The sequence below is a fragment of the Salinibacterium hongtaonis genome, assembly GCF_003065485.1.
Taxonomy (GTDB): domain Bacteria; phylum Actinomycetota; class Actinomycetes; order Actinomycetales; family Microbacteriaceae; genus Homoserinimonas; species Homoserinimonas hongtaonis.
Genome location: NZ_CP026951.1, coordinates 1,526,204 through 1,550,907, shown reverse-complemented (window position 1 = coordinate 1,550,907; position 24,704 = coordinate 1,526,204). Strand labels below are relative to the sequence as shown.

The 24,704-nt window shown below is 64.5% G+C and carries 21 protein-coding genes and 1 pseudogene; 19 read left to right on the top strand and 3 right to left on the bottom strand.

Annotation, left to right across the window (positions count from 1 at the left end):
• Positions 1 to 87 precede the first annotated feature (87 nt).
• Positions 88 to 1,851 (top strand): 2-isopropylmalate synthase, encoded by a 1,764-nt coding sequence (gene leuA / locus C2138_RS07475; protein WP_108516738.1) that lies wholly within the window; start codon positions 88 to 90, stop codon positions 1,849 to 1,851.
• Here leuA and C2138_RS07470 read toward each other — a convergent pair.
• A complete protein-coding gene (locus C2138_RS07470; RefSeq protein ID WP_108516736.1) occupies positions 1,848 to 2,576 on the bottom strand; it encodes a trimeric intracellular cation channel family protein in 729 nt (242 codons plus the stop codon). The genes leuA and C2138_RS07470 overlap by 4 nt on opposite strands.
• Positions 2,577 to 2,636: 60 nt before the next feature.
• Between C2138_RS07470 and recO the strand changes: the two genes are divergently transcribed.
• The 9 genes from recO to C2138_RS07425 all read left to right on the top strand — a co-directional run bounded on the left by recO (position 2,637) and on the right by C2138_RS07425 (position 11,722).
• On the top strand, positions 2,637 to 3,407 hold the full coding sequence (recO, locus tag C2138_RS07465; protein ID WP_108516734.1) for a DNA repair protein RecO: 771 nt from the start codon (positions 2,637 to 2,639) through the stop codon (positions 3,405 to 3,407).
• The gene (locus tag C2138_RS07460; RefSeq protein ID WP_108516732.1) at positions 3,404 to 4,207 is read left to right on the top strand and encodes an isoprenyl transferase; all 804 of its coding nucleotides are present in this window, start codon (positions 3,404 to 3,406) and stop codon (positions 4,205 to 4,207) included. The genes recO and C2138_RS07460 overlap by 4 nt, the downstream gene beginning before the upstream one ends.
• 98 nt (positions 4,208 to 4,305) lie before the next feature.
• Positions 4,306 to 5,007 carry an NUDIX hydrolase gene (locus C2138_RS07455; RefSeq protein WP_108516730.1) on the top strand — a complete coding sequence of 234 codons (702 nt, stop codon included), beginning with the start codon at positions 4,306 to 4,308 and terminating at the stop codon, positions 5,005 to 5,007.
• Between the two features lie 63 nt (positions 5,008 to 5,070).
• Entirely contained in the window at positions 5,071 to 6,354 is a 1,284-nt protein-coding gene (nadA, locus tag C2138_RS07450; protein ID WP_108516729.1) for a quinolinate synthase NadA, read from the top strand.
• 37 nt (positions 6,355 to 6,391) lie between these two features.
• On the top strand, positions 6,392 to 7,243 hold the full coding sequence (gene nadC / locus C2138_RS07445) for a carboxylating nicotinate-nucleotide diphosphorylase (protein ID WP_199286514.1): 852 nt from the start codon (positions 6,392 to 6,394) through the stop codon (positions 7,241 to 7,243).
• 7 nt (positions 7,244 to 7,250) lie between these two features.
• Positions 7,251 to 8,624, top strand: coding sequence for a cysteine desulfurase family protein (locus C2138_RS07440; RefSeq protein WP_422395395.1), 1,374 nt, complete (start codon positions 7,251 to 7,253; stop codon positions 8,622 to 8,624).
• Entirely contained in the window at positions 8,584 to 9,525 is a 942-nt protein-coding gene (locus C2138_RS07435) for an aminotransferase class V-fold PLP-dependent enzyme (protein WP_241961217.1), read from the top strand. The genes C2138_RS07440 and C2138_RS07435 overlap by 41 nt, the downstream gene beginning before the upstream one ends.
• Before the next feature lie 79 nt (positions 9,526 to 9,604).
• The gene (locus C2138_RS07430; protein WP_108516725.1) at positions 9,605 to 10,987 is read left to right on the top strand and encodes a glycine--tRNA ligase; all 1,383 of its coding nucleotides are present in this window, start codon (positions 9,605 to 9,607) and stop codon (positions 10,985 to 10,987) included.
• A 63-nt stretch (positions 10,988 to 11,050) separates the two neighbouring features.
• Positions 11,051 to 11,722, top strand: coding sequence for a DsbA family oxidoreductase (locus C2138_RS07425; RefSeq protein ID WP_108516724.1), 672 nt, complete (start codon positions 11,051 to 11,053; stop codon positions 11,720 to 11,722).
• A 131-nt stretch (positions 11,723 to 11,853) separates the two neighbouring features.
• Here the strand turns inward: C2138_RS07425 and C2138_RS07420 are convergent, their stop codons facing one another.
• Positions 11,854 to 12,342: an aminoacyl-tRNA deacylase gene (locus C2138_RS07420; RefSeq protein ID WP_108516722.1), complete on the bottom strand. Its 489-nt coding sequence runs from the start codon at positions 12,340 to 12,342 to the stop codon at positions 11,854 to 11,856.
• 90 nt (positions 12,343 to 12,432) lie between these two features.
• A pseudogene (locus C2138_RS07415) lies at positions 12,433 to 13,979 on the bottom strand (amino acid permease).
• 219 nt (positions 13,980 to 14,198) lie between these two features.
• Between C2138_RS07415 and C2138_RS07410 the strand changes: the two are divergent.
• From C2138_RS07410 to C2138_RS07370, 9 genes are all read left to right on the top strand, one after another.
• Positions 14,199 to 15,566: a glutamine synthetase family protein gene (locus C2138_RS07410; RefSeq protein ID WP_108516721.1), complete on the top strand. Its 1,368-nt coding sequence runs from the start codon at positions 14,199 to 14,201 to the stop codon at positions 15,564 to 15,566.
• Positions 15,553 to 16,341, top strand: a complete 789-nt coding sequence (locus C2138_RS07405) for a gamma-glutamyl-gamma-aminobutyrate hydrolase family protein (protein WP_241961072.1) — start codon at positions 15,553 to 15,555, stop codon at positions 16,339 to 16,341. The genes C2138_RS07410 and C2138_RS07405 overlap by 14 nt, the downstream gene beginning before the upstream one ends.
• Complete coding sequence (locus C2138_RS07400; RefSeq protein ID WP_108516718.1) at positions 16,338 to 17,693, top strand: aldehyde dehydrogenase family protein; 1,356 nt, start codon at positions 16,338 to 16,340, stop codon at positions 17,691 to 17,693. The genes C2138_RS07405 and C2138_RS07400 overlap by 4 nt, the downstream gene beginning before the upstream one ends.
• 37 nt (positions 17,694 to 17,730) lie before the next feature.
• On the top strand, positions 17,731 to 18,522 hold the full coding sequence (locus C2138_RS07395) for a 3-oxoacyl-ACP reductase (protein WP_108516716.1): 792 nt from the start codon (positions 17,731 to 17,733) through the stop codon (positions 18,520 to 18,522).
• Entirely contained in the window at positions 18,522 to 19,316 is a 795-nt protein-coding gene (locus tag C2138_RS07390) for a FadR/GntR family transcriptional regulator (RefSeq protein WP_108516715.1), read from the top strand. Before C2138_RS07395 ends, C2138_RS07390 begins: the two co-directional genes overlap by 1 nt.
• A 69-nt stretch (positions 19,317 to 19,385) precedes the next feature.
• On the top strand, positions 19,386 to 20,570 hold the full coding sequence (dusB, locus tag C2138_RS07385) for a tRNA dihydrouridine synthase DusB (protein WP_108516713.1): 1,185 nt from the start codon (positions 19,386 to 19,388) through the stop codon (positions 20,568 to 20,570).
• Positions 20,563 to 21,825, top strand: coding sequence for a deoxyguanosinetriphosphate triphosphohydrolase (locus C2138_RS07380; protein ID WP_233245441.1), 1,263 nt, complete (start codon positions 20,563 to 20,565; stop codon positions 21,823 to 21,825). The genes dusB and C2138_RS07380 overlap by 8 nt, the downstream gene beginning before the upstream one ends.
• 38 nt (positions 21,826 to 21,863) lie before the next feature.
• On the top strand, positions 21,864 to 23,825 hold the full coding sequence (dnaG, locus tag C2138_RS07375; RefSeq protein WP_108516711.1) for a DNA primase: 1,962 nt from the start codon (positions 21,864 to 21,866) through the stop codon (positions 23,823 to 23,825).
• A gap of 30 nt (positions 23,826 to 23,855) precedes the next feature.
• Positions 23,856 to 24,698, top strand: coding sequence for an ATP-binding cassette domain-containing protein (locus C2138_RS07370; protein ID WP_108516709.1), 843 nt, complete (start codon positions 23,856 to 23,858; stop codon positions 24,696 to 24,698).
• The last annotated feature ends 6 nt before the right edge of the window (positions 24,699 to 24,704 follow it).

Genomic DNA, 24,704 nt, shown 5'->3' with positions numbered 1-24,704 from the left:
CTGCCGCGACGAGTCCTAGTTCCAGGCCTCCCTCGTCGCGGTGTTCGTCGTCGGCTGACCTAATCAAGCGAGAGAGAACTACAGGACATGAAGAACACACAAAAAGCCTCGGGTATGCCGATCCACAAGTACCGCCCATTCCACGAGATGATTGCGGTCGATCTGCCCGATCGCACGTGGCCAGCCCAGCGCATCACGGAGGCACCACGCTGGTGCGCCGTCGACCTTCGCGATGGAAACCAGGCCCTCATCGACCCGATGAGCCCCGAGCGTAAGCGCATAATGTTCGAGCTCCTCGTCGAGATGGGCTACAAGGAGATCGAGGTCGGGTTCCCCTCGGCGAGCCAGACCGACTTCGACTTCGTCCGCAGCCTCATCGAAGAGAACCTGATTCCCGATGATGTGACGATTCAGGTGCTGACCCAGGCCCGTGAGTCCCTGATTAACCGCACGTACGAGTCGATCAAGGGTGCCAAGCAGGCGATCGTTCACCTCTACAACTCCACGAGCATCCTGCAGCGCGACGTGGTTTTTCGCACCGACAAGCAGGGAATCATCGACATCGCGCTTGAGGGTGCCCGCCTGTGCCGTGCGGCCGAATCCATCGCCGAGGGCACGGAGATCTACTACGAGTACTCGCCCGAGAGCTTCACGGGCACCGAGCTCGAGTTTGCCGTCGACGTGTGCAACCAGGTGCTCGAAGTGCTCGAGCCGACCCCGGAGCGCAAGGTCATCATCAACCTGCCCGCCACGGTCGAGATGGCGAGCCCCAATGTTTACGCAGACTCGATCGAGTGGATGTCTCGCAACCTTAACCACCGCGAGAACGTGATCCTGAGCCTGCATCCCCACAACGACCGTGGCACAGCAGTGGCTGCGGCCGAGCTCGGTTACATGGCTGGCGGCGACCGCATCGAGGGATGCCTCTTTGGCAACGGTGAGCGCACCGGCAATGTTGACCTCGTTGCTCTGGGCATCAACCTCTTCACGCAGGGCATCGATCCGCAGATCGACTTCAGCGATCTTGACCGCATCAAGCGCACTGCGGAGCACTGCAACCAGCTCCCCGTGCCTGAGCGCAGCCCGTGGGCGGGCGACCTCGTCTACACGGCATTCAGCGGTTCGCATCAGGACGCCATCAAGAAGGGCTTCGAGGCCATGGAGGCCGAGGCTGCCGAGAAGGGTGTTTCGGTCGATGACCTCACCTGGGCGGTCCCGTATCTGCCGGTCGACCCCAAAGACCTGGGTCGCAGCTATGAGGCGGTTATCCGCGTCAACTCACAGTCGGGCAAGGGCGGAGTCGCTTATCTGCTCAAGACCGACCACGCGCTCGACCTCCCTCGCAAGCTGCAGATCGAGTTCAGCGGCGTAGTGCAGGCGAAGACCGATGCCGAGGGCGGCGAGGTCACGAGCGACCAGATCTGGGACATCTTCGGAGACGAATACCTGCCGGCCGATGACGCCGAGCAAAAGTGGGGTCGGTTCGAGATTCTGCGCACGAGCACATCGAGCGACATGGATGGCTCCGTTGCGCTGCAGGTCAAGCTCCGTGCAGGCGACGACGTGCGTGAGGTCGAAGCCACCGGCAACGGCCCGATCGCCGCGTTCCTTAAGATCGTGCGCGAAAAGGGCGGCGTCGATGTCGCACTGTACGACTACCAGGAGCACGCCATGAGCGCGGGCGGCGACGCCCTCGCCGCAGCGTATGTCGAACTGAGCGTTAACGGTCGCACCCTGTGGGGTGTTGGCATCGACGCCGATATTTCGACGGCGTCTCTCAAGGCCATCGTCTCAGCCGTGAACCGGGCCGTCCGCACGGCGAGTGACGACCGCGAGCTTGCCTCCGTCTAGCCCTCTTCTGGCGCGCTGACACCCGGCTTGCTCTGGCGCCATGTGCGCCGGGGCCACGCTTTGCCGAGCGACATTCTGGGTAGTCGTGGCAGTTGGGTGAGGCGCCTCTGCTCGGGCAGGCTCCAGTTGAAGAGTACGGCCAGGATGCGCACGCTAAAGGTGAGAACGACGCCGCTGAGCGCTGCGATGTGGGGTGGGACTCCTGCTGTTTCGAGCAGCACGATGAGTCCTGCCCCCGAGAAGGCCGCGACCGCGTAGAGCGACCCCACCTGCATGATCGCGATCGGGGTCGCGAGCAACATGTCGCGCAGAAGGCCGCCGCCGACCGCGGCGAGCATCCCTACAAAGATCGCGGGGATCGCTGGAAGGCCAGCGGCGAGGGCCTTTGTTGTGCCGATCGCGCCGAAGAGCCCGAGCGAAAGAGCGTCGACCGCCGTAAGCACATGACGCAGGCGGTGAAATGTACGCTCGAGAAGCATGCCAATCAGCGCTGTGGCGACCGCGACGGGCAGATACCAGTTCGTCTGAAGTGCCGCGAGAGGCTCGTTGAGCATGAGGTCTCGCATGATTCCGCCGCCGATGCCCGTGACGATGCCGATTACGGCGACCCCCAAAAGGTCGATGCGGCGGCTCGTGAAGCCCGCCGCATACATGGCCCCCATGATGGAGCCGGCTGATACGGCGATGAGATCCGCCCAGAGCGGGATCGAAAAGGCTTGCTCCATGCTGTAGTTGTAGCACGCGGCATTCACGGTGGCAGGCCCGCGGCGGGGGATACTTGATGGGTGCCCCTCTATCGTGACGAAGTTGTCGTCCTTCGAACCCACAAGCTGGGTGAGGCGGATCGTATTGTCACGATGCTGAGCCGCCAGCACGGCAAGATCCGGGCAGTGGCCAAAGGCGTTCGGCGCACCGCCTCCAAATTCGGTGCGCGGCTTGAACCGTTTATGGTGGCCGACGCACAGTTCTTTGAGGGGCGCACGCTCGACGTGATCACACAGGCCGAGTCCCTTGGCTCCTACGGGGCGGCGATCACGAGCGACTACGGCAGCTATACCGCGGCGAGCACGATGGTCGAGGCCGCAGACAAGCTCACGGAGGATGAGGGTAGCCTCCAGCAGTTTCTGCTTCTGGTGGGTGCTCTGCGCTCCCTCGCCCGGCAGGAGCATCCTTCCGGGCTCACGCTCGACTCCTATCTGCTGCGGGCCCTGGCCATCGCCGGATGGTCGCCGAGCTTTGTCGATTGCGCCATGACGGGTGCCCCGGGGCCGCACTCCGCGTTCGTGGTGCATCTCGGTGGGGTCGTCGCCGACGAGGTTGCACCTCCCGGGGCTCCTCGGCTCGATCGAGACACTCTCGCTCTGCTCAGCGCCCTGCTGGCGGGAGACTGGGAGGCAGCGGAGCTCGCGAGCGAACGCACCCGTTCTCAGGCCAGCGGCATCGTTGCCGCCTATGCGCAGTTTCATATGGAGCGCAAGCTTCGCTCCCTTGAACACGTCGACCGTTCCGCGCCGATTGCGCGACGGTCGGTCTCATCCGAAGGGTCACCTGAATGAGCCGAGTTTCTAAGACGCACCGCGATGCTGTCGATTTCAAGCCGATTGACTGGACCGGCATCTATCCGCCAGACATGCCCAAGGGGGCTGTACCCGACCACGTTGCGCTGGTCATGGATGGCAACGGTCGATGGGCAAACGCTCGTGGTCTCACCCGCGTGGAGGGTCACAAGGCGGGGGAGGCGGCCCTGCTCGATGTCGTGGCTGGGGCCATCCAGATAGGCGTCAAGCACCTCAGCGTCTATGCGTTCTCCACCGAGAACTGGAAGCGGTCTCCCGAGGAAGTGCGCTTTCTGATGGGCTTCAACCGCGACGTTTTGCACCGCCGTCGCGATCAGCTCAACGACTGGGGAGTTCGGGTTCGCTGGTCGGGACGCAGGCCGCGCCTGTGGTCCTCCGTGATCAAGGAGCTGGAGTTCGCCGAACAGCTGACGGCTGGCAATAGCACCCTCACGCTCACGATGTGCGTGAACTACGGCGGTCGCAATGAGATTACGGATGCCGTGCGCCGCATCGCAGAGGATGTCGCTGCAGGCAAGATCAGGCCGTCCGCCGTCAGTGAGAAGCTGATCGCCCGCAATCTCTATGCGCCGGAACTGCCCGATGTGGATCTCTTTGTGCGCAGCTCGGGGGAGCAGCGCACGAGCAACTTCATGCTGTGGCAGAGCGCGTATGCCGAGATGGTATTTCTCGACACGTTGTGGCCCGACTTCACGCGGGAACAGCTGTGGCAGGCGATCACGCTCTATGCCCAGCGCAACCGCCGTTTCGGCGGCGCAATCGACGCTCCCTCTGCCTAACCGGCAGCCACCGACACATTTCAGGGCATCGGCGCCCCCAATGCTAGGATCTGTTCAGGTCACAGTGACCTTTACAGACTCCTCCGGCGGTGATGCAGATGGGCGACGAGATCAGCCTCGCGATCTCCACCGTGATCTTCGCACTGCGGCCCGACCCAGATGGCGGGTCTCCCACTCTGTGGATTCCGCTGGTTCGCCGCATCCGTGAGCCGTTTCTCGGCCGCTGGGCGCTCCCGGGCGGTCCGCTACTCGCGGACGAAAGTCTTTCGGGTGCCGCCGCGCGCAACCTCAAGACGACCACGGGTCTCGAGCCGCGCTATCTGGAGCAGCTCTATGCGTTTGGCGAACCCGATCGTTCCCCCGGCGCCCGCGTCGTTTCGATCGTCTACTGGGCTCTCGTGCACGCCGGCGAAGCAGACCGGGTGGCCGAGGGTGACAATGTGCGGTGGTTTATTGCCGATGAGGTTCCCGACCTGGCTTTCGACCACTCCACAATCGTTGAATACGCCCTGTGGCGGTTGCGCACCAAGATGGAATACAGCCGCATCGCCCACGCCCTGCTCGGCGACACCTTCACCCTCGCTCAACTGCGAGAAGTGCACGAGGCAGTGCTGCGCACAAAGCTCGACCCCGCCAATTTTCGCCGCCAGATCGAAGCCTCCGGCAGCGTCGTGGCCACCGACCAGGTGCTCACAGGGGGCCGCCACCGTCCGCCACGCCTGTACCGCTACAACGATGCCGTGAGCCTCGTGGACAGCAGTCCGCTCGACGACGCCGCGTCCTCCCCGTCTTTGTCATAACGAGCCAGCCCGCCCCCATTACGCGCATTCTCAGCATCGCGACGCAACCCGCCAGGAGCCACCGTGACCTCAGTCGACACCACAATTCAGCGCATTCGCCTCACGGGCAAGCCATCCTCGAGCGATGCCCTGTGCACGACCGACCTCGTGGAATCACCGTGGAACTTCGACGCGGTGCCCGGCTACGGACCCGGTTCATCCATGAGCGACGTCATCCCGACAGGGGCACCGCGCCAGGGCGTTTTGCCCGAGGAATACCGCACGGCGTCTGCCGACGAACTCGACCGTCGCATCCGTCATGCCAAGGGCGTGCTGGGTGACCGGCTCGTGATTCTGGGCCATCACTACCAGCGCGATGAGATCATCCGCTACGCCGATTTCGTTGGCGATTCGTTCCAACTGGCGAATGCTGCCCAGACCGTGCCGTCGGCCGAAGCGATCGTTTTCTGCGGCGTGCACTTTATGGCCGAGACAGCCGACATTCTGGCCCAGACGGGGCAGTCGGTGATTCTGCCCAACCTCGCAGCCGGATGCTCCATGGCCGATATGGCCGACATCGACTCGGTGGCCTCGGCGTGGGCCGAGCTTGAGCGCATCTACGGCACCGAGCCCGACGCCCAGGGACGTCAGCCGATAGTTCCCGTCACCTATATGAACTCGTCCGCGGCGCTCAAGGGCTTCTGTGGGCAACACGGTGGCATCGTGTGCACGTCGTCAAATGCTCAGACGGTGCTCGAGTGGGCGTTCGAACGCGGGCAGCGCGTGCTGTTCTTTCCCGACCAGCACCTCGGCCGCAACACGGCGAAGGCGATGGGCATCACGCCCGAGCAGATGCCGTTGTGGAACCCGAACAAGCCCCTCGGCGGCAATACGGCGCAGCAACTGGTCGACGCGCGGGTGCTGCTCTGGCACGGCTTCTGCTCGGTGCACAAGCGCTTCACGACCGACCAGATCGACCGCGCACGGGTCGACCACCCCGGTGTTCGCGTGATCGTGCACCCCGAGTGCCCCATGCCCGTAGTGGATGCGGCAGACGAGGCAGGCTCGACCGACTACATCCTCAAGGCGGTCGCCGCGGCCACTGAGCCGACGACGTTCGCGATTGGCACCGAAATCAACATGGTGTCGCGGCTCGCCGCCGAATACCCGCAGCACACCATCTTTTGCCTCGACCCCGTAATTTGCCCCTGTTCGACCATGTATCGCATCCATCCCGGATACCTGGCCTGGGTGCTCGAGGCTCTTGTGCGAGGCGAGGTTCTCAACCAGATCACGGTGGAACCCGGGGTCGCATCCACCGCCAAGATCGCACTTGAGCGCATGCTCGCAGCCAGGCCTGCTGGCTGATGTCCACGATCACCGCCCCAAGAAAGGTGGCCGTCTCGTGCTGAGTCCCGCCGCAATCGGTTCCGTCGTTCACAGTGCCCTCGCCGAGGATGCTCCATGGGGAGACGTGACGAGCGACAACCTCATTCCCGCCAACGCCGTAGCGACGGCAACGCTCGTGGCTCGGGAGGCAGGAGTGCTCGCGGGCATCGGTGTATTTACCGCAGCGATGCACGCGACAGATCCGGATGCCCGGGTTGAGCTGCATGCCGCCGACGGCGACGGGTTCAGCGCGGGGGCCGTCCTCGCGACCGTGACGGGCAATGCTCGCGCGGTATTGCGGGCGGAGCGCGTTGGCCTCAATCTGGCCCAGCGCATGAGCGGAATCGCCACCGAGACGGCACGCTATGTTGCCGCAGTCGCGGGAACCGCTGCGACGATCGTCGACACACGCAAGACCACGCCGGGGCTCAGGGTGCTCGAACGCCACGCGGTGCGCTGCGGCGGCGGGAGCAATCACCGCTTCTCGCTGTCGGATGCCGTGCTCGCCAAAGACAATCACCTCGCTGTGCTGACGCGGGGAGGGCGTGACCTCACTGAATCGCTGAGGGAGTCCCGCGAGAGGGTGGGACACACGGTGCACTTCGAGGTGGAGGTTGATCGCATCGAACAGATCGAGCCTGTACTGGCCGCGGGAATCGACACGATAATGCTCGATAACTTCTCGCTCGAGCAGCTCCGCGAGGCGGTGGCGATGATCGCCGGCCGGGCGATTATTGAGGCCAGCGGGGGAGTGAACCTCACAACGGTCGCAGACATCGCGGCAACGGGGGTCGACATCATCTCCGTAGGCGCGCTGACCCACAGCGTTCGGGCCCTCGACCTCGGTCTCGACATCGCGGTGGAGTGACGGTCTGATGACGCTCTACCTCGACCATGCCGCCACGTCTCCTGTGCGCCGCGAGGTGTTGGAGGCAATGTGGCCGTATCTCAGCACCGAGTTCGGCAATCCGTCTAGCCATCACTCGGTGGGTGAGTCGGCGTCGCGAGCCCTCCTCTGGGCTCGCGAGCAGATCGCCTCGATCTTCGAATGTCGACCGGCCGAGGTGATCTTCACGGGCGGCGGTACGGAATCGAACAATCTGGCGATCAAGGGCATCTCCCTGGCCAATCCGCGCGGTCGTCACCTCGTCGTCTCAGCGATCGAGCACCCGTCTGTGCTGGAGTCGTGCGCCTACCTTGCCCGGCTGCACGGGTTCGAGGTCACCGAGATCGGGGTCGACCGCGACGGGTTGGTTCACGCCGACGATGTTGCAGAAGCTTTGCGGCCAGACACCACGCTCGTGAGCGTCATATACGCCCACAACGAAGTGGGCACGGTGCAGCCGGTCGCCCTCATTGCTGATGTAGCCCGGAGTCAGGGCGCGGCCTTTCACACCGATGCGGTGCAGGCAGCGGGGTGGCTTGGTCTCGGCCGGGGCGGACTCCCCGCCTCTGCGGTGACCATCGCAGGCCACAAACTGGGCGCGCCCAAGGGAGTCGGCGCGCTTATCCTTCGAGCGGGTACACCGATCGAACCCCTTATCCACGGCGGCGGTCAGGAGCGCGGCCGGCGCTCCGGCACGGAGAACGTGGCAGGGGCCGTGGGACTCGCCACCGCACTGACGCTCGCTGAGGCGGATCGTGCCGTTGCTGGCGCGCGCCTGAGTGTGGTCAGGGACCAGTTCATTGAGGCCGTTCTCGCCACCGTGCCGGGTGCGCGGCTCACAGGGCATTCCGTGCTGAGGCTGCCGACATCCGCATCGTTCTGCTTCGAGGGCACGAGCGGCGAGGCCGTGCTGCTGGAGCTTGAGCAGCTGGGGGTGATCGTGTCGAGCGGTTCCGCATGCGCAGCGGGGTCGAGCGACCCATCGACCGCGCTCACCGCTATGGGAATCACCCCGATGTGGCGCACACGGCCGTGCGCTTCACCCTCGGCCACGAATCGGATGCTGGCCAGATGGCTGAGGTGGCGTCGGCAGTGCGCACTGCCGTCGTCCGCGTGCAAGAAATCGGCGTATCTCGACCGAATTAGCAGATTCCAATGCCGAATCGTGGCCGTTCGACAGGCAGGATGGGGGCATGGCCTCAACGCTTCTGTCGCCCTCGCCCGAACTCAGCGCGGCAATCGCCCAGTTCGCTCCGTCCGCAGCCCGGGGCTACCTCGCGGCCGCGTCGATGGGGATACCCACCGCCGACACGGTTTCTGCGATGGCACACGATCAAGAGCTGTGGCAGTCGGGCCAGCGTGACCCGATGGGCTATGAGCCGACCGTCGAGAGCACTCGAGCGCACTTTGCGCGACTGATCGGAGTCCCACGCGAGCAGGTGGCGATTGGGTCGCAGACGTCGGTCATGGCCAGTGTCGTCGCGCTTTCGGCACCGCGCGGCGCCGAAATCCTCTGCGTTGAGAACGACTTCACGTCGATTGTCTTTCCCTTTCTGCAGCGCTCCGACCTGAGGGTGCGCAGCGTTCCGCTCCGCGACATAGCGGGCGAGATCGGCCCGCAGACCTGGCTCGTCGCGTTTTCGCTCGTGCAATCGAAGACGGGCGAGGTGGCCGATGTCGATGCCATCGAGGACGCGGCGCAGCGTGCGGGGGCGTTCACACTGTGCGATGTCACCCAGGCTGCCGGGGTCCATCCCGTCGATGCGACCCGATTTGATGCAACCGTGTGCCACGCCTACAAGTGGCTCTGCTCTCCCCGCGGGGTGGCGTTCATGGCGGTTGGCGACGACTTCGCCCGCCAGCTCGTCCCCGTGCAGGCGGGGTGGTACGCCGGCGAGCAGATTTGGGGGTCCATCTACGGCCCCGCAATGACGCTGGCCCCTGACGCGCGCCGTTTCGACGTCTCGCCGGCCTGGCCCTGCTGGGTCGGTGCCGAGCCAGCAATCCGCATGTTCGCCGACCTTGATATCGCCGAGATCTGGCAGCGGTGCAGTGCACTCGGCGACCAGCTGTGCGATCTGTTGGGCATCGCACAGCAACACCAGGCCATCGTCACGTGGGCGGATGCCGATGGCAGCGAAGTCGCCAAGCTCACGCAGGCGGGGGTGCGCATTTCGGGTCGAGCCGGTCGGGCACGTGCCGCGTTTCACCTGTGGAACGACGAAAGCGATGTGCAGCAGGTCGCCGAGATCCTCGGCAGGTGAAGACCCCGCGGGCAACTAGGCTGGGGGTATCACTTTCTTTCGACCGCGCATCCAGTGCGGCTGACCTTTGGAGCATCACGTGGCCGACGCCTCACCCCTCGATTCCGTTATCTCCCTGGCCAAGCGCCGGGGCTTTGTCTTTCAGGCGGGTGAAATTTACGGCGGTTCCCGCTCAGCGTGGGACTACGGGCCCCTCGGTGTGGAGCTCAAGGAGAACATCAAGCGCGAGTGGTGGCAGACCTTCGTGCGCGGACGCGAAGACATGGTCGGCCTCGACTCTTCGGTGATTCTTCCCAAGCAGGTGTGGGAAGCATCCGGTCACGTGGCGACGTTCACTGACCCGCTCGTCGAGTGCACCTCGTGCCACCACCGTTTTCGTCAGGACCACCTGATCGAGGCCTTCGAGGCTAAGAAGGGACGCGAGCCCAAGGACGGCATGAGCGAGATCGCGTGCCCCAACTGTGGAACGCGCGGCCAGTTCACCGAGCCGCAGCTCTTCTCAGGGCTTATGAAGACGTTCCTCGGCCCCGTCGACAGCGAGGCCGGGCTCAACTACCTGCGCCCCGAGACCGCCCAGGGCATCTTCGTTAACTTCAACAACGTGCTCACAGTGTCGCGCAAGAAGCCCCCGTTCGGCATCGGCCAGATCGGCAAGGCGTTCCGCAACGAGATCACTCCCGGCAACTTCATCTTTCGCACCCGCGAGTTCGAACAGATGGAGATCGAGTACTTCACTGCACCGGATGAGGCCGACACCTATTTCAAGGAGTGGGTGGAGACCTGCTGGAACTGGTTCATTGACCTCGGCATCAAGCCCGAGAACATGCGTCGTTTCGATGTGCCAGAGGATGAGCGTGCTCACTACTCGGCCGGAACGATCGACTTCGAGTACCGCTTCGGCTTCCAGGGTTCAGAGTGGGGCGAGCTCATGGGCGTCGCCAACCGCACCGACTTCGACCTCGGCGCGCACAGCAAGGCGTCGGGCACCGAGCTCAGCTACTTCGACCAGGCAACGGGGGAGCGCTACACGCCTCACGTGATCGAGCCGTCGTTCGGTCTCACCCGCTCGATGATGGCCTTCCTCGTCGACGCGTTCTACGAGGACGAGGCGCCCAACGCCAAGGGCGGCGTTGACAAGCGCACCGTCCTGCGCCTCGACCCGCGTCTGGCTCCGGTCAAGGCTGCGGTGCTGCCGCTCAGCCGCAACGAGCAGCTGTCGCCGCTGGCCAAGGACCTTGCTGCCGACCTCCGCAAGTCGTGGAACATCGACTTCGACGACGCCGGAGCGATCGGCCGCCGTTACCGTCGCCAGGATGAGATCGGCACGCCGTTCTGCATCACCGTCGACTTCGACACTCTCGACGACAAGGCCGTCACGGTGCGCGAGCGCGACACGATGCAGCAGGAGCGGGTATCCCTCGATCGCATTCGCGGGTACCTCGCCGAGAAGCTCATCGGTTAGCCCTTACCCCTCAAGAGCGCTCGTGGCGGGAATGCCACGGGCGCTCTTGTCGTTGGGGTCCATGTGAGCGAATCGAATAAGCCAAAAGCCCCCATCAAGGTCGATATCTGGTCCGACGTGCAGTGCCCCTGGTGCTATATCGGCAAGCGCAAATTCGAATCGGGCGCGCAGCAGTTTGGCGGCGACGTCGAGGTCGAATACCACTCCTATGAGTTGGCCCCCGATACGCCCGTCGACTTCGCCGGATCGCCCGCTGAATACCTCTCCGAGCGCAAGGGCATGCCGCTGGCGCAGGTCGAGCAGATGCTCACGCAGGTCACAAACGTGGCGGCCTCGGTTGGCCTCGATTATGACTACGACTCCGTGCACCAGACCAACACGGTCAAAGCGCATGAACTCCTTCACTACGCGAAGGCGCACGGCCGCCAGCTTGAGATGAAGGAGCGCCTCCTCAAGGCATACTTCGTCAACGGTGAGCACGTCGGCCGCATCCAGGATCTGGCCGACATCGCGGCCGAACTCGGCTTCGACCGTGCCGATGTCGTGCGCTCGCTCGAGGAAAACGAATACCTCGCTGCGGTTAAAGCGGATGTCGCGCAGGCCACTGCCTACGGCATCCAGGGCGTTCCCTTCTTTGTGATCGACGGCAAGTATGGCGTCTCGGGAGCCCAGGACGCCGCGACGTTTGCCCAGGTGCTCCAGCAGGTGCGCGATGAGAAGGCGGCTGCAGAGTGAGCACAGCACCCGAGGCGGATGCTCCCTCAGGCACTTTCACCATGCTGGGAGACCCCAGCGCGGTCGCCTGCGAGGGGGACACCTGCATTGTGCCGGCGGTGCCCCTGCAGACGTAGCCCGCGTGCGTGCGGTCAGTCGATCGGGTCGGTGAGGTCGGCCACGATGGCGCGAAATGCGCTGATCAGCGAATCGGCGTCGACGAATAGGCTCACGCCGTGTTCTCCTGCGCCGAGCGATATGCGTTTGCCGCTCATCCGCTCGTCGGCGTAGATCGGCCATGCGGTAACGCTCCCGAGCGGCGTAATGGTGCCGCGCTCGTAGCCCGTCGCCTCGAACGCCGTGTGCTGATCGGGCATCGACAGTTTGTTGGTGCCGACGAGCGCACGCAGCTTGGGCCAGGAGATTTGGCGGTCACCGGGCACGAGCGCAAAAAGAAACGTGCCGTCTTTCTTTTTGACCACGAGCGTTTTTACGATGTCGGAGGGGTGGATGCCGAGTGCCGTGGCCGCTTCGGCAAGGCTGGCCGCCGGGCCACGTTCTACGATCTCGACCGAAAGCCCACGGTTGCGGGCGTCGTCAATGACCCGGTTTCGCCCGGATGGCTCGGCAGAGGGTGACATCACTAACCTTTCGTCTGTGCGGGGTCAGTATGCACGATTGCGGGGCCGGGGTGTCGCTGCCTGCGAAACCCCGGCGCCTCATTCCGACCTTTAGTCTTTGCCGTCTTTCGCCAGCAACTCGTCCTCGATTGTGCCTCCATACCCCTCCGCCTGGGGGTCGCCGTGCAGGCCTCCCGAGACCGCATATTCCTCCTCCGGAGAGAGGATGAGGCGGTTGCGTCCCCACACGGCGAAGCCGATGAGCATGACGACGTAGACGACGGCGATAGCGATAACCGCGGGCTGGAAGTCGGGGTTGAGCAGGAACCCCAAGAAGATGAGCGCGGAGAGCAGCGCTGCGACGACAGCGCCCGGCACACCCCATGGGCTGCGGTAGGGCCGCTTCGCATTGGGGTATCGCTTGCGCAGAATCACAAACGAGATCATCTGCAACAGGTAGGCGAGCACAGCGCCCCAGACGGCGATGTTGAGCACGATGGCACCGGCTACGGCACCGGCCCCTTCTTCATCGATGCTGCCGAGAAAATCGACCACGTAGAGCGCGACGAACCCGATAAGCGCCCCGGCGAGCAGAGCCACCCAGGGGGTCTGTCGCTTGCCGGTCAGGGAGAGGAACTTGGGGTAGTACCCGGCACGGGAGAGGGAGTACATGTTGCGTCCGTAGGCGAACATGATGCCCTGCAGCGAGGCAAAGAGACCGACGAGAGCGAACAGGGCGAGCACTGCTGCTAGCTCGTCGCCCACGATCACCCGAAAGCCGTCGAGAAGCGGTTCGCTCGCGGCTCCCGTGACCTCAGCCCCGAGAATTCCGGTGTTGAGAAAGAGCACGAGCAGGCCTGTGACGATGAGCGTTCCCCGGGCCCAGAGCCCCGCGCGGGGAATGTCCCGCACCGGGTCGTGAGCTTCTTCTGCCGCGAGCGGCAGTTCTTCGATTCCCAAGAAGAACCACATTGCGAAGGGCAGGGCGAAGAGAATCGGCAGCACCCCGTGAGGCAAGAACTCGCTCTGGCCGGCGTCGGGCGCGATGTCGAACAGGTTGTCCCACGAGAAGAGGCCAGAGAAGACGGCCATGGCTGCGAACACCAGCAGAATGCCGATCGAGATGATCGAGACGATGATCGCGAAGCGGAACGAGATCGCTGCGCCCGCGGTGTTAAGTGCGATAAACAGGGCGTAGAGGATGAGCCACCAGGCCCAGGGAGGCATGCTAAAGCCGAGCAGTTCTTGCGTGATTCCGTCGGCGTATGACGCCGAGAAGAACACGATCACGGCCGTGGTTGCAACGTATTCGATCGTTTCGGCGAGCCCAGTGACGAAGCCGCCCCATGGCCCCATGGCCGCGCGCGAGAACGAATAGGCGCCGCCCGTGTGTGGCATCGCTGACGCCATCTCGCCGATGGAGAAGATCATGCCGTAATACATGATGACGAGCAGAGCAAAGGCGATGAGCATTCCCCGAACCCGGCGTAGGCGATGCCAAAGTTCCAGCCGGAGAAGTCGCCAGAGATGACGGCGGCGACGGCGAGGCCCCACAACCCCCAGACCCCCGCCGAACGCTTGAGCTGGCGTTTCTCGAAGTAGCCGCTCGCAGCGCTCGTATATTTCACGCCCGAGACTCGCAGGGTGTCTTTTGTCATCCCGTTTTCCTTTGCGTCGGTGCTCATGCCCGCGACTTTCAGGGCTTCGAGCTGCCTGTGGGTTCGTTGGGGTGACTATAGGGCTTTCATTGGCCGAACGGAACAACCATTGTGGCCGCAAGATGACGCTCAGATCGATACCGCGTGTGCTGTAATGGTCTGCATGTCGCCCATTGGCGGGCGGGATGCTGTGTTTAGCCACCGTTACGGGAGCCGCGCATGAGTCAACGATCTGCACCCCTTTCCCTCGAGCAACTCCACGAGCAGGTCGCGGCTGGCGATGTCGATACCGTGATCGTTGCTTTCACCGACATGCAGGGACGCCTCGTAGGAAAACGGGTATCGGCGCGGCTTTTCGTCGAAGAGGTTGCCACCCACGGCGCCGAATGCTGCAACTATCTCCTCGCCGTCGACGTCGATAACAACACGGTCGACGGCTATGCCATTTCTGGCTGGGATCGTGGCTACGGCGATATGGCCATGATCCCCGACCTCGCAACGCTGAGGCGCGCACCGTGGCTCACGGCGACCGCCATGGTCACGGCCGATTTGCAGTGGCTCGATGGCACACCCGTCGCTGAATCTCCGCGACAGATACTCACTAGCCAGCTCGACAGGCTCGCCGCCCAAGGGCTCGTCTCGTTCGCCGCCACCGAGCTCGAGTTCATCGTGTTCGACACCCCGTATCGCGATGCGTGGGCAAGCGGCTATCGCGACCTGACCCCAGCGAGCGACTACAACATCGACTATTCGATGCTGGGATCGACGCGCATGGAACCGCTGCTCCGCGACATCCGACGCTCCATGGACGGAGCCGGCATGTATTGCGAGGGAGTCAAAGGCGAATGCAATCTGGGCCAGCAGGAGATCGGCTTTCGCTATGCCGATGCGCTGACCACGTGCGACAACCACTCGGTCTATAAGAACGGGGCAAAGGAGATAGCCGATGCCCATGGCAAGAGCCTCACGTTTATGGCCAAGTTCAACGAGCGAGAGGGCAGTAGCTGCCACATCCATGTCTCGCTCCGCCGCGAGAGTGGCGAGGCGATCTTCTATGACGAAGCCGAAGAGTTCGGCATGTCGAAGGTGTTCAGGCACTTCGTGGCCGGCCAACTCGCGGCGATGCAGGAGCTCACCCTGTTCTTTGCCCCCAACATCAACTCGTACAAACGATTCGTTGACGGGAGCTTTGCTCCGACCGCCGTGGCCTGGGGTCTCGATAATCGCAGTTGCGCCCTCCGCGTGGTCGGCGGTCCTGGCGCCCTGCGGGTAGAAAACCGCGTTCCTGGTGCCGACGTCAATCAGTACCTCGCGGTCGCCGCCCTGCTCGCCGCAGGCCTTCACGGCATCGACAACGAGCTCGAACTCGAGCCTCCGACCACGGGCAATGCTTACACCGGCAACGCCCCCCGTGTCCCGACCAGCCTGCGGGAGGCCGCCGACCTGTTCGAACAATCGGCGATAGCCAGGGCGGCGTTTGGCGATGCCGTTGTCGATCACTACGTGCACAATGCGCGGGTCGAGCTGCGTGCTTTCGACTCCGCTGTCACCGATTGGGAGAGGTTTCGCGGCTTTGAACGACTCTGATCACGCGCCGGGGCGCCAGGTCGCCGCAGCGCCTCCCCTCATCGGCATATCGAGTTACCTGGAACAGGCCCAAACAGGCGTGTGGGATGTTCAGGCGGCGTTCTTGCCCAAGGTCTATATCGACGGGGTCACCGAGGCTGGCGGGGTCGCCGTGCTGCTGCCGCCCCAGCCGTCGTCCCCGAGCATCGCCCGCGCAGTGCTGTCGAGACTCGACGGGCTGATCATCTCCGGCGGTGCCGATGTGAACCCAGCGCTCTATGGCCAGCAGCCCCACGAACGAACGGGTCTGCCGAGGGATGATCGTGATGCGTGGGAAGACGCGCTGCTGAGTGAGGCGGTTGCCTCCGGAGTGCCGTTTTTGGGGATCTGCCGGGGTGTTCAAATGCTCAACGTGGCGCTCGGGGGCACCTTGCATCAGCATGTTCCCGACGTTGTGGGGAGCGACGACTATCAGCCTGCCCCCGGCCAATTCGGTCGAAAGGATGTCGCGGTCGAGCCTGACTCTCAGATCGGACGCCTGCTCCGACAGGGCGAGGAGCCGCTCTCGGTGCACGTCTACCACCACCAGGCCATCGATGAGGTCGCGGCAGGGCTCACTGTTACTGCGAGGAGTGAAGACGGCGTCATCGAGGCGGTCGAGATCGAGGGCGACGGCTTTGGAATCGGGGTGCAGTGGCATCCCGAAGAAAATGTCGAAGACCGACGGCTCTTCGCGGGGCTGGTGGAGGCGGCGCGGGAGCATGCCAGGCAGCGAGAACAGGGGAGCGGGCGATGAGCTACACCGTAATCAATCCGGCCAATGAATCGGTCGTTGAGACCGTCGAGCACTGGGGCGCGGAGCAGACGGACGAGGCGATCGCCGCCGCGTCCGTCGCCCAGCGGGCGTGGGCCGCCGTGGCGCCCGTGGACCGGGCGAGGGCCCTGCGGCGCTTTGCGGCCGCCGTCGACGGCGACCTTGAGAACCTTGCGCTCACCGAGGTGCGCAATTCCGGGCATCCGATCGGTCAGGCGCGCTGGGAGGCCGGCCACGTTCGGGACGTGCTCGAGTATTACTCGGCGGCGCCCGAGCGGCTGTTTGGCCAACAGATCCCGGTGGCGGGCGGCATCGATATGACGTTCCACGAGCCGCTCGGTGTGGTCGGCGTGATCACGCCGTGGAACTTTCCGATGACCATTGCGGCGTGGGGGTTCGCCCCCGCACTTGCCGCAGGCAACGCCGTCGTGCTCAAGCCGGCCGAGTGGACGCCCCTCACAAGCATCCGTCTCGCCCAGCTCGCCCTCGAATCCGGCCTGCCGGAGGGGCTCTTTCAGGTGCTGCCTGGTCGCGGCTCGGTCGTCGGCGAGAGATTCGTCACGAACCCGACAGTGCGCAAGGTCGTCTTCACCGGGTCGACAGCCGTAGGAAAACAGATCATGGCCGGATGCGCGCAGCAGGTCAAACGCGTCACCCTCGAACTCGGCGGCAAGAGCGCCAACATCGTTTTTGCGGATTCCGACCTGGAGAAGGCCGCGGCGCAGGCGCCGTATGGCGTGTTCGAGAACGCCGGCCAGGATTGCTGCGCGCGCAGCCGCATCCTCGTGGAGCGCAGCGCTTACGAGCGCTTCATGGAGTTACTGGAACCTGCCGTCGCCGGCGTCGCCGTCGGTGACCCCATGCTCGAGTCGACAGAGATGGGGCCGCTCGTCTCGCGCGCTCACTTCGATTCCGTGTGCGGTTACCTGCCAGACGATGCCCCGGTTGCGTTCAGGGGCAGCGCGCCGGAGGGCCCGGGCTTCTGGCTGGCGCCGACCGTTCTTACGCCAGGTCGCAATGACCGCACGGTGCGGGAGGAGATCTTCGGGCCCGTTGTCACGGTGCTTCCCTTCGACGACGAGGCCGACGCGATCGCGCTGGCCAACGACACCGAATACGGGCTGTCTGGTTCGCTCTGGACCCGCGATGTCGGTCGTGCGCTACGGGTTGCGCGGGCCGTGGAGTCGGGCAATCTCTCGGTCAATTCGCACTCATCCGTTCGGTACAGCACGCCGTTCGGTGGGTTCAAGCAGTCCGGTCTCGGGCGCGAGCTGGGGCCGGATGCCCCACTGAGCTTCACCGAGACCAAGAACGTTTTTATCGCTGTCGACTGAGATCGACCAAGCATCGTTGTCTAAGAGGGGAAGAGCCATGACGGGAATTGAGACGATCAACCTCACGCAGCGCCTAGCGGGGCGTGTTGCCGTGATCACGGGGGGAGCGAGCGGCATCGGCCTAGCAACGGCCAAGAGGTTCGCCGCCGAGGGGGCCACGGTCGTCATCGGTGACATGGATGCGGTCGGCGGGGAGGCCGCCGCCGAACTGGTTGGTGGGCTGTTCGTGCGGGTTGATGTCACGGACGAAGAGCAGGTCAATGCGCTCTTCGACACCGCCGCTGAGACGTATGGCTCGGTGGACATCGCGTTCAACAACGCGGGCATCTCCCCGCCCGATGACGACTCGATCGAGACGACCGAGTTGCCCGCCTGGCAGAAAGTGCAAGACGTCAACCTCAAGTCTGTCTACCTCTGTTGCCGCGCGGCGCTGAGGCATATGACGCGGCAGGGCAAGGGGTCGATCATCAACACCGCCTCGTTCGTCGCCGTACTCGGCTCGGCGACGTCGCAGATCTCGTACACAGCCTCCAAAGGAGGAGTGCTTGCCCTCAGCCGCGAGCTCGGAGTTCAATTCGCGCGTCAGGGTATTCGCGTCAACGCCCTGTGTCCAGGCCCCGTCAACACGCCACTTCTGCAGGAATTGTTTGCCAAAGACCAGGAGCGCGCCCAGCGTCGCCTCGTTCACATCCCTCTCGGTCGATTCGCCGAACCCGAGGAGCTTGCGGCGTCGGTCGCGTTTCTCGCGAGCGATGACTCGTCGTTCATCACGGGGTCGACGTTCCTCGTCGACGGCGGCATCAGCTCTGCCTATGTGACCCCGCTGTGATGGCGGCCAATGGCGAGGAGCCGAACGGCGCTGCTGAGCGGGCGCCGCTCGACGAGGCGCCCCAGGAGCTGCTTGCCGCCGAGCTGCTTCTGCGGCCCGCGCGGTCGGCAAACGTGTTCGAGGAGACGATGCAGCGGCTGCTCCAGTCGGTGCGGCTCGGACTCATCGGCCCGGGGGAGCGACTCCCTGCCGAGCGGGTGCTCGCCACGATGCTCGGGGTCAGCCGCGACACCGTGCGAGACGCGATCGCCGCGCTCACCGATGCCGGGTACCTCGCCTCTCGGCGCGGGCGCTATGGCGGCACATTTGTTGTGGACGCGCTGCCCGAACTCACGCCGGTCGTAACGGAAGAGGGTGTCGCCCCGCGACGTTCGGTGCCCAGGGCCGAGCTCGAAGACACCCTCGTGCTGCGCGCGATCCTCGAGGTCGGGGCGGCGCGACAGGCAGCGCTCAGCGAATTGACCGGCCCCCAGCGAGACAGCCTGTGGCAGGCGCTTCAGGAGTGTTCCGCCGCGGAGCCTTCCGACTATCGTCGCAGCGATTCCCGGCTGCACCTTCTCATCGCTGAACTCGTCGGCTCGCCGAGTCTTGTGCCTTTGGTCGCCGACATTCGGATGCGCGTGAACGAGCTGCTCGACGGCATCCCTTTGCTCGCGCCGAACATCATCCACTCGAACGAGCAGCACGAAGCCATCGTGAAGGCGATCCTTCGCGGCAATCCCGAGGAGGCGACCAGGGCGATGGAAGAGCACATCGCGGGTTCGGAGGCGCTGCTGAGAGGTTTCTTGGCGTGAATCTCGTACCAATCGGGTGCGGCGCCGGCGGAATTACGGGCGGGGCTCCCGATCTGGGAGAATGAGACGATGAACGTTCTCGACGCCACCGTTACCCGCCCGGCCGCTGCCGCTGCCGGTGGCGCGCCCCTGCGTATTGGTCCGCTCGAACTCGATGTTCCCGTGGTGCTCGCACCGATGGCCGGCATCACGAACACGGCCTATCGCAGGCTGTGCCGGGAGTTCGGTGCCGGGCTCTACGTGAGTGAGATGATCACGAGTCGCGCCCTTGTCGAGCGCACCCCCGGGAGCATGCGCCTCATTCAGCACCACGAGTCGGAGACGACCCGCAGCATCCAGCTCTACGGCGTCGACCCCAAGACCGTGTCGGATGCTGTGACGATGCTGGTCGCAGAGAATCGCGCCGATCACATCGACCTCAACTTTGGCTGCCCTGTGCCCAAGGTCACCCGCAAGGGCGGCGGTTCAGCGCTGCCGTGGAAGACGCGGCTTTTTCGCGACATCGTTGAAGGCGCCGTCAAGGCCGCGGGAGACCTGCCGTTGACCATCAAGATGCGCAAAGGCATCGACAAAGATCACCTCACCTACCTCGAGGCTGGTCGCATTGCCGAGGGTGCCGGGGTTGCCGCGGTCGCCCTCCACGCGCGCACCGCATCTGAGTTCTATAGCGGCCAGGCCGACTGGTCGGCGATTGCCAAGCTCAAAGAGACCGTCACCAGCATCCCGGTGCTCGGCAACGGCGACATCTGGTCGGGCGAGGATGCCGTGCGCATGGTCGAGCAGACGGGGTGCGATGGCGTCGTCGTAGGCCGCGGATGTCTCGGTCGCCCCTGGCTATTCGGCGATCTCGTGGCCGCATTCAACGGCGAGAAAGATGTTGCCCAGCCGAGCCTCGGCGTCGTAGCCGCGACGGTTCGCCGCCACACCGAGCTTCTCACCGAATTCTTCGACAGTGAAGAGTGGGCCTGCCGCGACATCCGCAAGCACATGGCCTGGTACTTCAAGGGCTACCCGGTCGGTGGCGACCTGCGTAGTCAGCTCGCCAAGGTCGAAAGCCTGAACCACCTGGACGACCTCCTGGGCCAGCTCGACTGGGAGATGCCGTACCCGGGAGTCGGTGCGGAGGGCCCCCGCGGCCGCGCTGGCCACCCCAAGCGCCCCGCGCTGCCCGACGGCTGGCTCGACAGCCAGGAGCTCAACGAGGCCCAGAGCCGCGAGGTTGCCGGAGCAGAGCTGGATTCCAGCGGTGGGTGAGTCCGACCTCGCCGCGCAGGGCTATGGCGAGCACGATACGGCCCGCTTTCTGCCAGAGGAGCACTATTCGCGGCGCAGTGATTTTGCGCGCGACCGTGCCCGGCTGCTGCACTCCAGCGCCCTGCGCCGCCTTGCGGCCAAGACTCAGGTGCTCAGCCCGACCCAGGGCCTCGACTTCGCCCGCAATCGGCTAACGCACTCGCTCGAGGTCGCTCAAGTGGGCCGCGAGCTCGCCACGTCGCTCGGGCTTAATCCCGATGTCGTCGACACTGCCTGCCTAGCCCACGACCTCGGGCATCCGCCGTTCGGACACAACGGGGAGAAGGCGCTCAACGTGTGGGCGGCGGAGATAGGCGGGTTCGAGGGCAACGCTCAGACGCTGCGGTTGCTCACGCGTCTTGAGCCAAAGGTCATCGGCGATGACGGCCGGGTCTATGGCCTCAATCTCACGCGCGCGAGCCTCGACGCGAGCTGCAAGTACCCGTGGCCGGATACCCGGTCGGTGGCGGACCCGAGCGGACGCGCCAAGTTTGGTTTTTACAAAGACGATGTCGCCGCGTTCGAATGGCTTCGCCGCGGGGCTCCAGAGGGGCGCCTCTGCATCGAGGCGCAGGTCATGGATCTCTCCGACGACATCGGGTATTCCGTCCACGATTTTGAGGATGCGATCGTGGGCGGCTACCTCGACGTTGCCGCGCTGGGCGCACGAGTCGATCACGATGCCCTCGTGGATTCGATGTTCGAGTGGATCGGCGGCGAGTTCACTCACGACGAGCTCATCGCTGCATTTGACCGCCTCGACAGCTTGCCGGTGTGGATCGATACATGGGATGGCAGCAGGCTCGATCAAGCCAGGCTCAAGAACCTCACGAGCCAATTGATCGGGCGATTCGCCGGGGGAGCGGTACAGGCGACCCGAGAGGCTTATCCTCAGCCGACCCTCGCCCGCTTCGCCGCCAACATCGTGATTCCGCGGGACATCGGGGCCGAAATTGCGGTGCTCAAGGGCATCGTGGCGGCGTTCGTGATGTCCAAGAACACCCGCCAGCCCATCTACGCACAGCAACGCGAGATTCTCACGAGCCTGGCCGATGTCCTCTATGCAACAGGGCCATCCGCCCTTGATGCTGGCTTCGCCGCGGATTGGGCCGAGGCCGCCGACGACGTTGCGCGCCGCAGGGTCGTTGTCGACCAGGTGGCGAGCCTCACCGATCAATCGGCGATGGCCTGGCACGAGCGGTTGCTCGGCAGCTGACGGCCTGGGCATCGTGCTGCCCTCAGTAGACTGACTACATGGCTGGCCTCATTCGACGAAACGATATCGATGAGGTTCGCGCGCGCGTGAATATCGTCGATATCGTCGGCGATTACGTCACTCTCAAGGGTGCCGGGGTCGGCTCACTTAAGGGGCTGTGCCCCTTCCACGACGAGCGCAGCCCGAGCTTTCATGTTCGTCCGCAGGTGGGCCGGTATCACTGCTTCGGCTGCGGTGAAGACGGCGATGTCTTCACCTTTCTGCAGCGCATGGATCATGTTTCATTCTCTGAGGCCGTCGAGCGCATGGCGGAGCGCATCGGCTTCGAGCTGCACTACGAAGATGGCGGCACGGCCAACCGCGACTACGGCAATCGTGCCCGCTTGCTCGCAGCAAACAAGGCCGCCGCCGAATACTTTGTTTCGCAACTTGTGCGGCCAGAAGCGGAGCCGGCGAGACGCTTTTTGGGCGAGCGCGGGTTTGATCCCGCGGCCGCCGAGCGGTTCGGAGTCGGTTTTGCACCCAAGAGTTTCGATGCCCTCTCCACCCACCTGCGCTCCCTCGGCTTTACGGAGGCCGAGCTGGTCACCGCTGGTCTCCTCAGCACGGGTGAGCGTGGCGGTGCCTACGACCGCTTTCGCGGCCGACTCGTGTGGCCCATCCGGGATGTGACGGGTCAGACCCTCGGGTTCGGCGCTCGTCGTCTTCTTGACGACGACAAAGGCCCCAAATACCTCAATACGCCGGAGACTCCCGTCTATCACAAGTCCCAGGTGCTCTATGGGCTCGACCTCGCCAAGCGCGACATCTCCAAGGGCAAGCAGGTCGTGGTCGTCGAGGGCTACACCGACGTCATGGCGTGTCACCTTGCGGGGATTACGACCGCGGTCGCAACCTGTGGCACGGCCTTCGGGGTGGACCACATCAAGGTTGTTCGCCGAGTGCTCGGCGACTTCGACAACGCCGATTCGACAGCCCTCGGCGAGGTCGTCTTCACCTTCGACCCCGACGAGGCAGGGCAGAAGGCTGCGAGTCGTGCCTTCGCCGAGGAGCAGCGCTTCGCTGCCCAGACTTTCGTCGCCGTCGCCCCGGATGGCCTGGATCCATGCGATCTGCGCCTTACCCGAGGCGACGAGGCTGTTCGCCTGCTCATCTCGGGCAAGAAGCCCATGTTCGAGTTCATGATCCGCCGGGTGCTCGCCGAGCACGATCTCGACACCGTCGAGGGCCGAGTGGCCGCTCTGCGTGCTGCCGCGCCCGTCGTCGCGGGCATCCGCGATCGTGCCCTCAGCACGGGATACGTGCGCAATCTTGCGGGCTGGCTCGGCGTTGACCCTTCAGAGGTATCGCGGGCGGTGTCGGCAGCCCAACACAAGGCATCGGCCGTGGGCGAGCAACGACCCGGTGCCCGGCCGCAGAGCTCAGCGACACCGGACCAGCGTCAATCCGGAGCGCCGTCACGGCCCATGGCAGACCAGAGCGTCGAGCAGCCGGAGCACGATTCCGGGCCGTCGATCACGCAGCTGCCGACAGACCCGGCCACCCGCTTAGAGCGGGATGCGCTCATGGCCTTGCTGCAGCATCCGGAGGCTATTGATCGCGATCTTGCGGTGCGCGCGAGCCAATCGTCGTTTTCTCACCCTTCACTTGCCGTCGTGCGCGACGCTATCGCGGCCGCGCTCATGATCGACGAGAGCGGCAACGACGCGTTCGCCTCTGCCGCCTGGCTCGACCGGGTTCTTCGCGAGGTGCCCGCTCCGTTCTCCCGTCTGGTCACAGAGCTGGCGATAGCCCCACTCCCAGACCGCTCCAATGATGTTCGGGCCTATTGTGAGGGCATCACGACCTCGCTTGTTGATCGTGACCTGCTTCGTCTCAAGGCGGAGCTGCTCGGCCGGCTGCAGCGCACGGATTCCGTCGCCGACGCCGGTCGCTATGGAATGCTGCAGCGAGAACTTGTTGCCGTGGAACAGGAGCGCAGAGCGCTCCGCAGCGACTGACGTTCTTTGAGCGCGTGAGGGGATTTGCTCATGACGGCGAATAGGGTGGGCGAGCCGGTTGTATCTGCCCGGGATCTGTCGATCCACTATGTCTCGCGCGATGCGCTGTCGTATCACAAGGCCATCTCTGGGGTGTCGTTCGACCTCGCTCCAGGAGAGGTTCTCGGAGTCGTGGGGGAGTCGGGCTCCGGCAAATCGACCCTGGCCTTGACGATCGCGGCGCAGGCCGGGCGCGGCACAGCAGGTTCGGGAACCGCCGAAATTTGCGGTGGTTCGCTTCGGGTGGGCAACACCGACATCCGGCGATTGACGCGGCGGCGGCGTGACCGCCTCACTCTGTCGACGGGCTACCTTTCGCAGGGAGCAGCTGTCAGTCTCAACCCGCAGCTGACGGTGTCGGAGAACGTGGCCGAGCCGATTTTTTTGCGTGACCGTCGCTTCAACCAGAGGGAGGCGATGACCGCCGTCGCGACGCTGATCGACTCCGTGCAGCTGCCGCTGAGCGTGCTCGATAGCCTTCCGCACGAGCTCAGCAGCGGGCAGCGTCAGCGAGTGGCCCTGGCACGAGCGCTCATTCTCGAGCCGACGCTGTTGGTCGCCGATGAACCAACACGAGGCATCGATGCCACCGTGAGGTCTGGGGTGATCGACGTTCTGCGCGAGCTTCAGCGCGAACGCGGGTTCTCGGCCCTCATCGTCAGCAGCGACCTCGATGTCATTTCGACGGTTGCCGATCGAGTCGCCGTGCTCGACCGAGGCCTCCTCATTGGAATCGGTCCCATCGACACGGTGTTCACCGACCCGCAGCATCCGTATCTCAGGTCGCTTGCCGCGGTGCATGACCAGCGGAGGCGGCAGAGCGGTGCCGCCTGAGCCTGC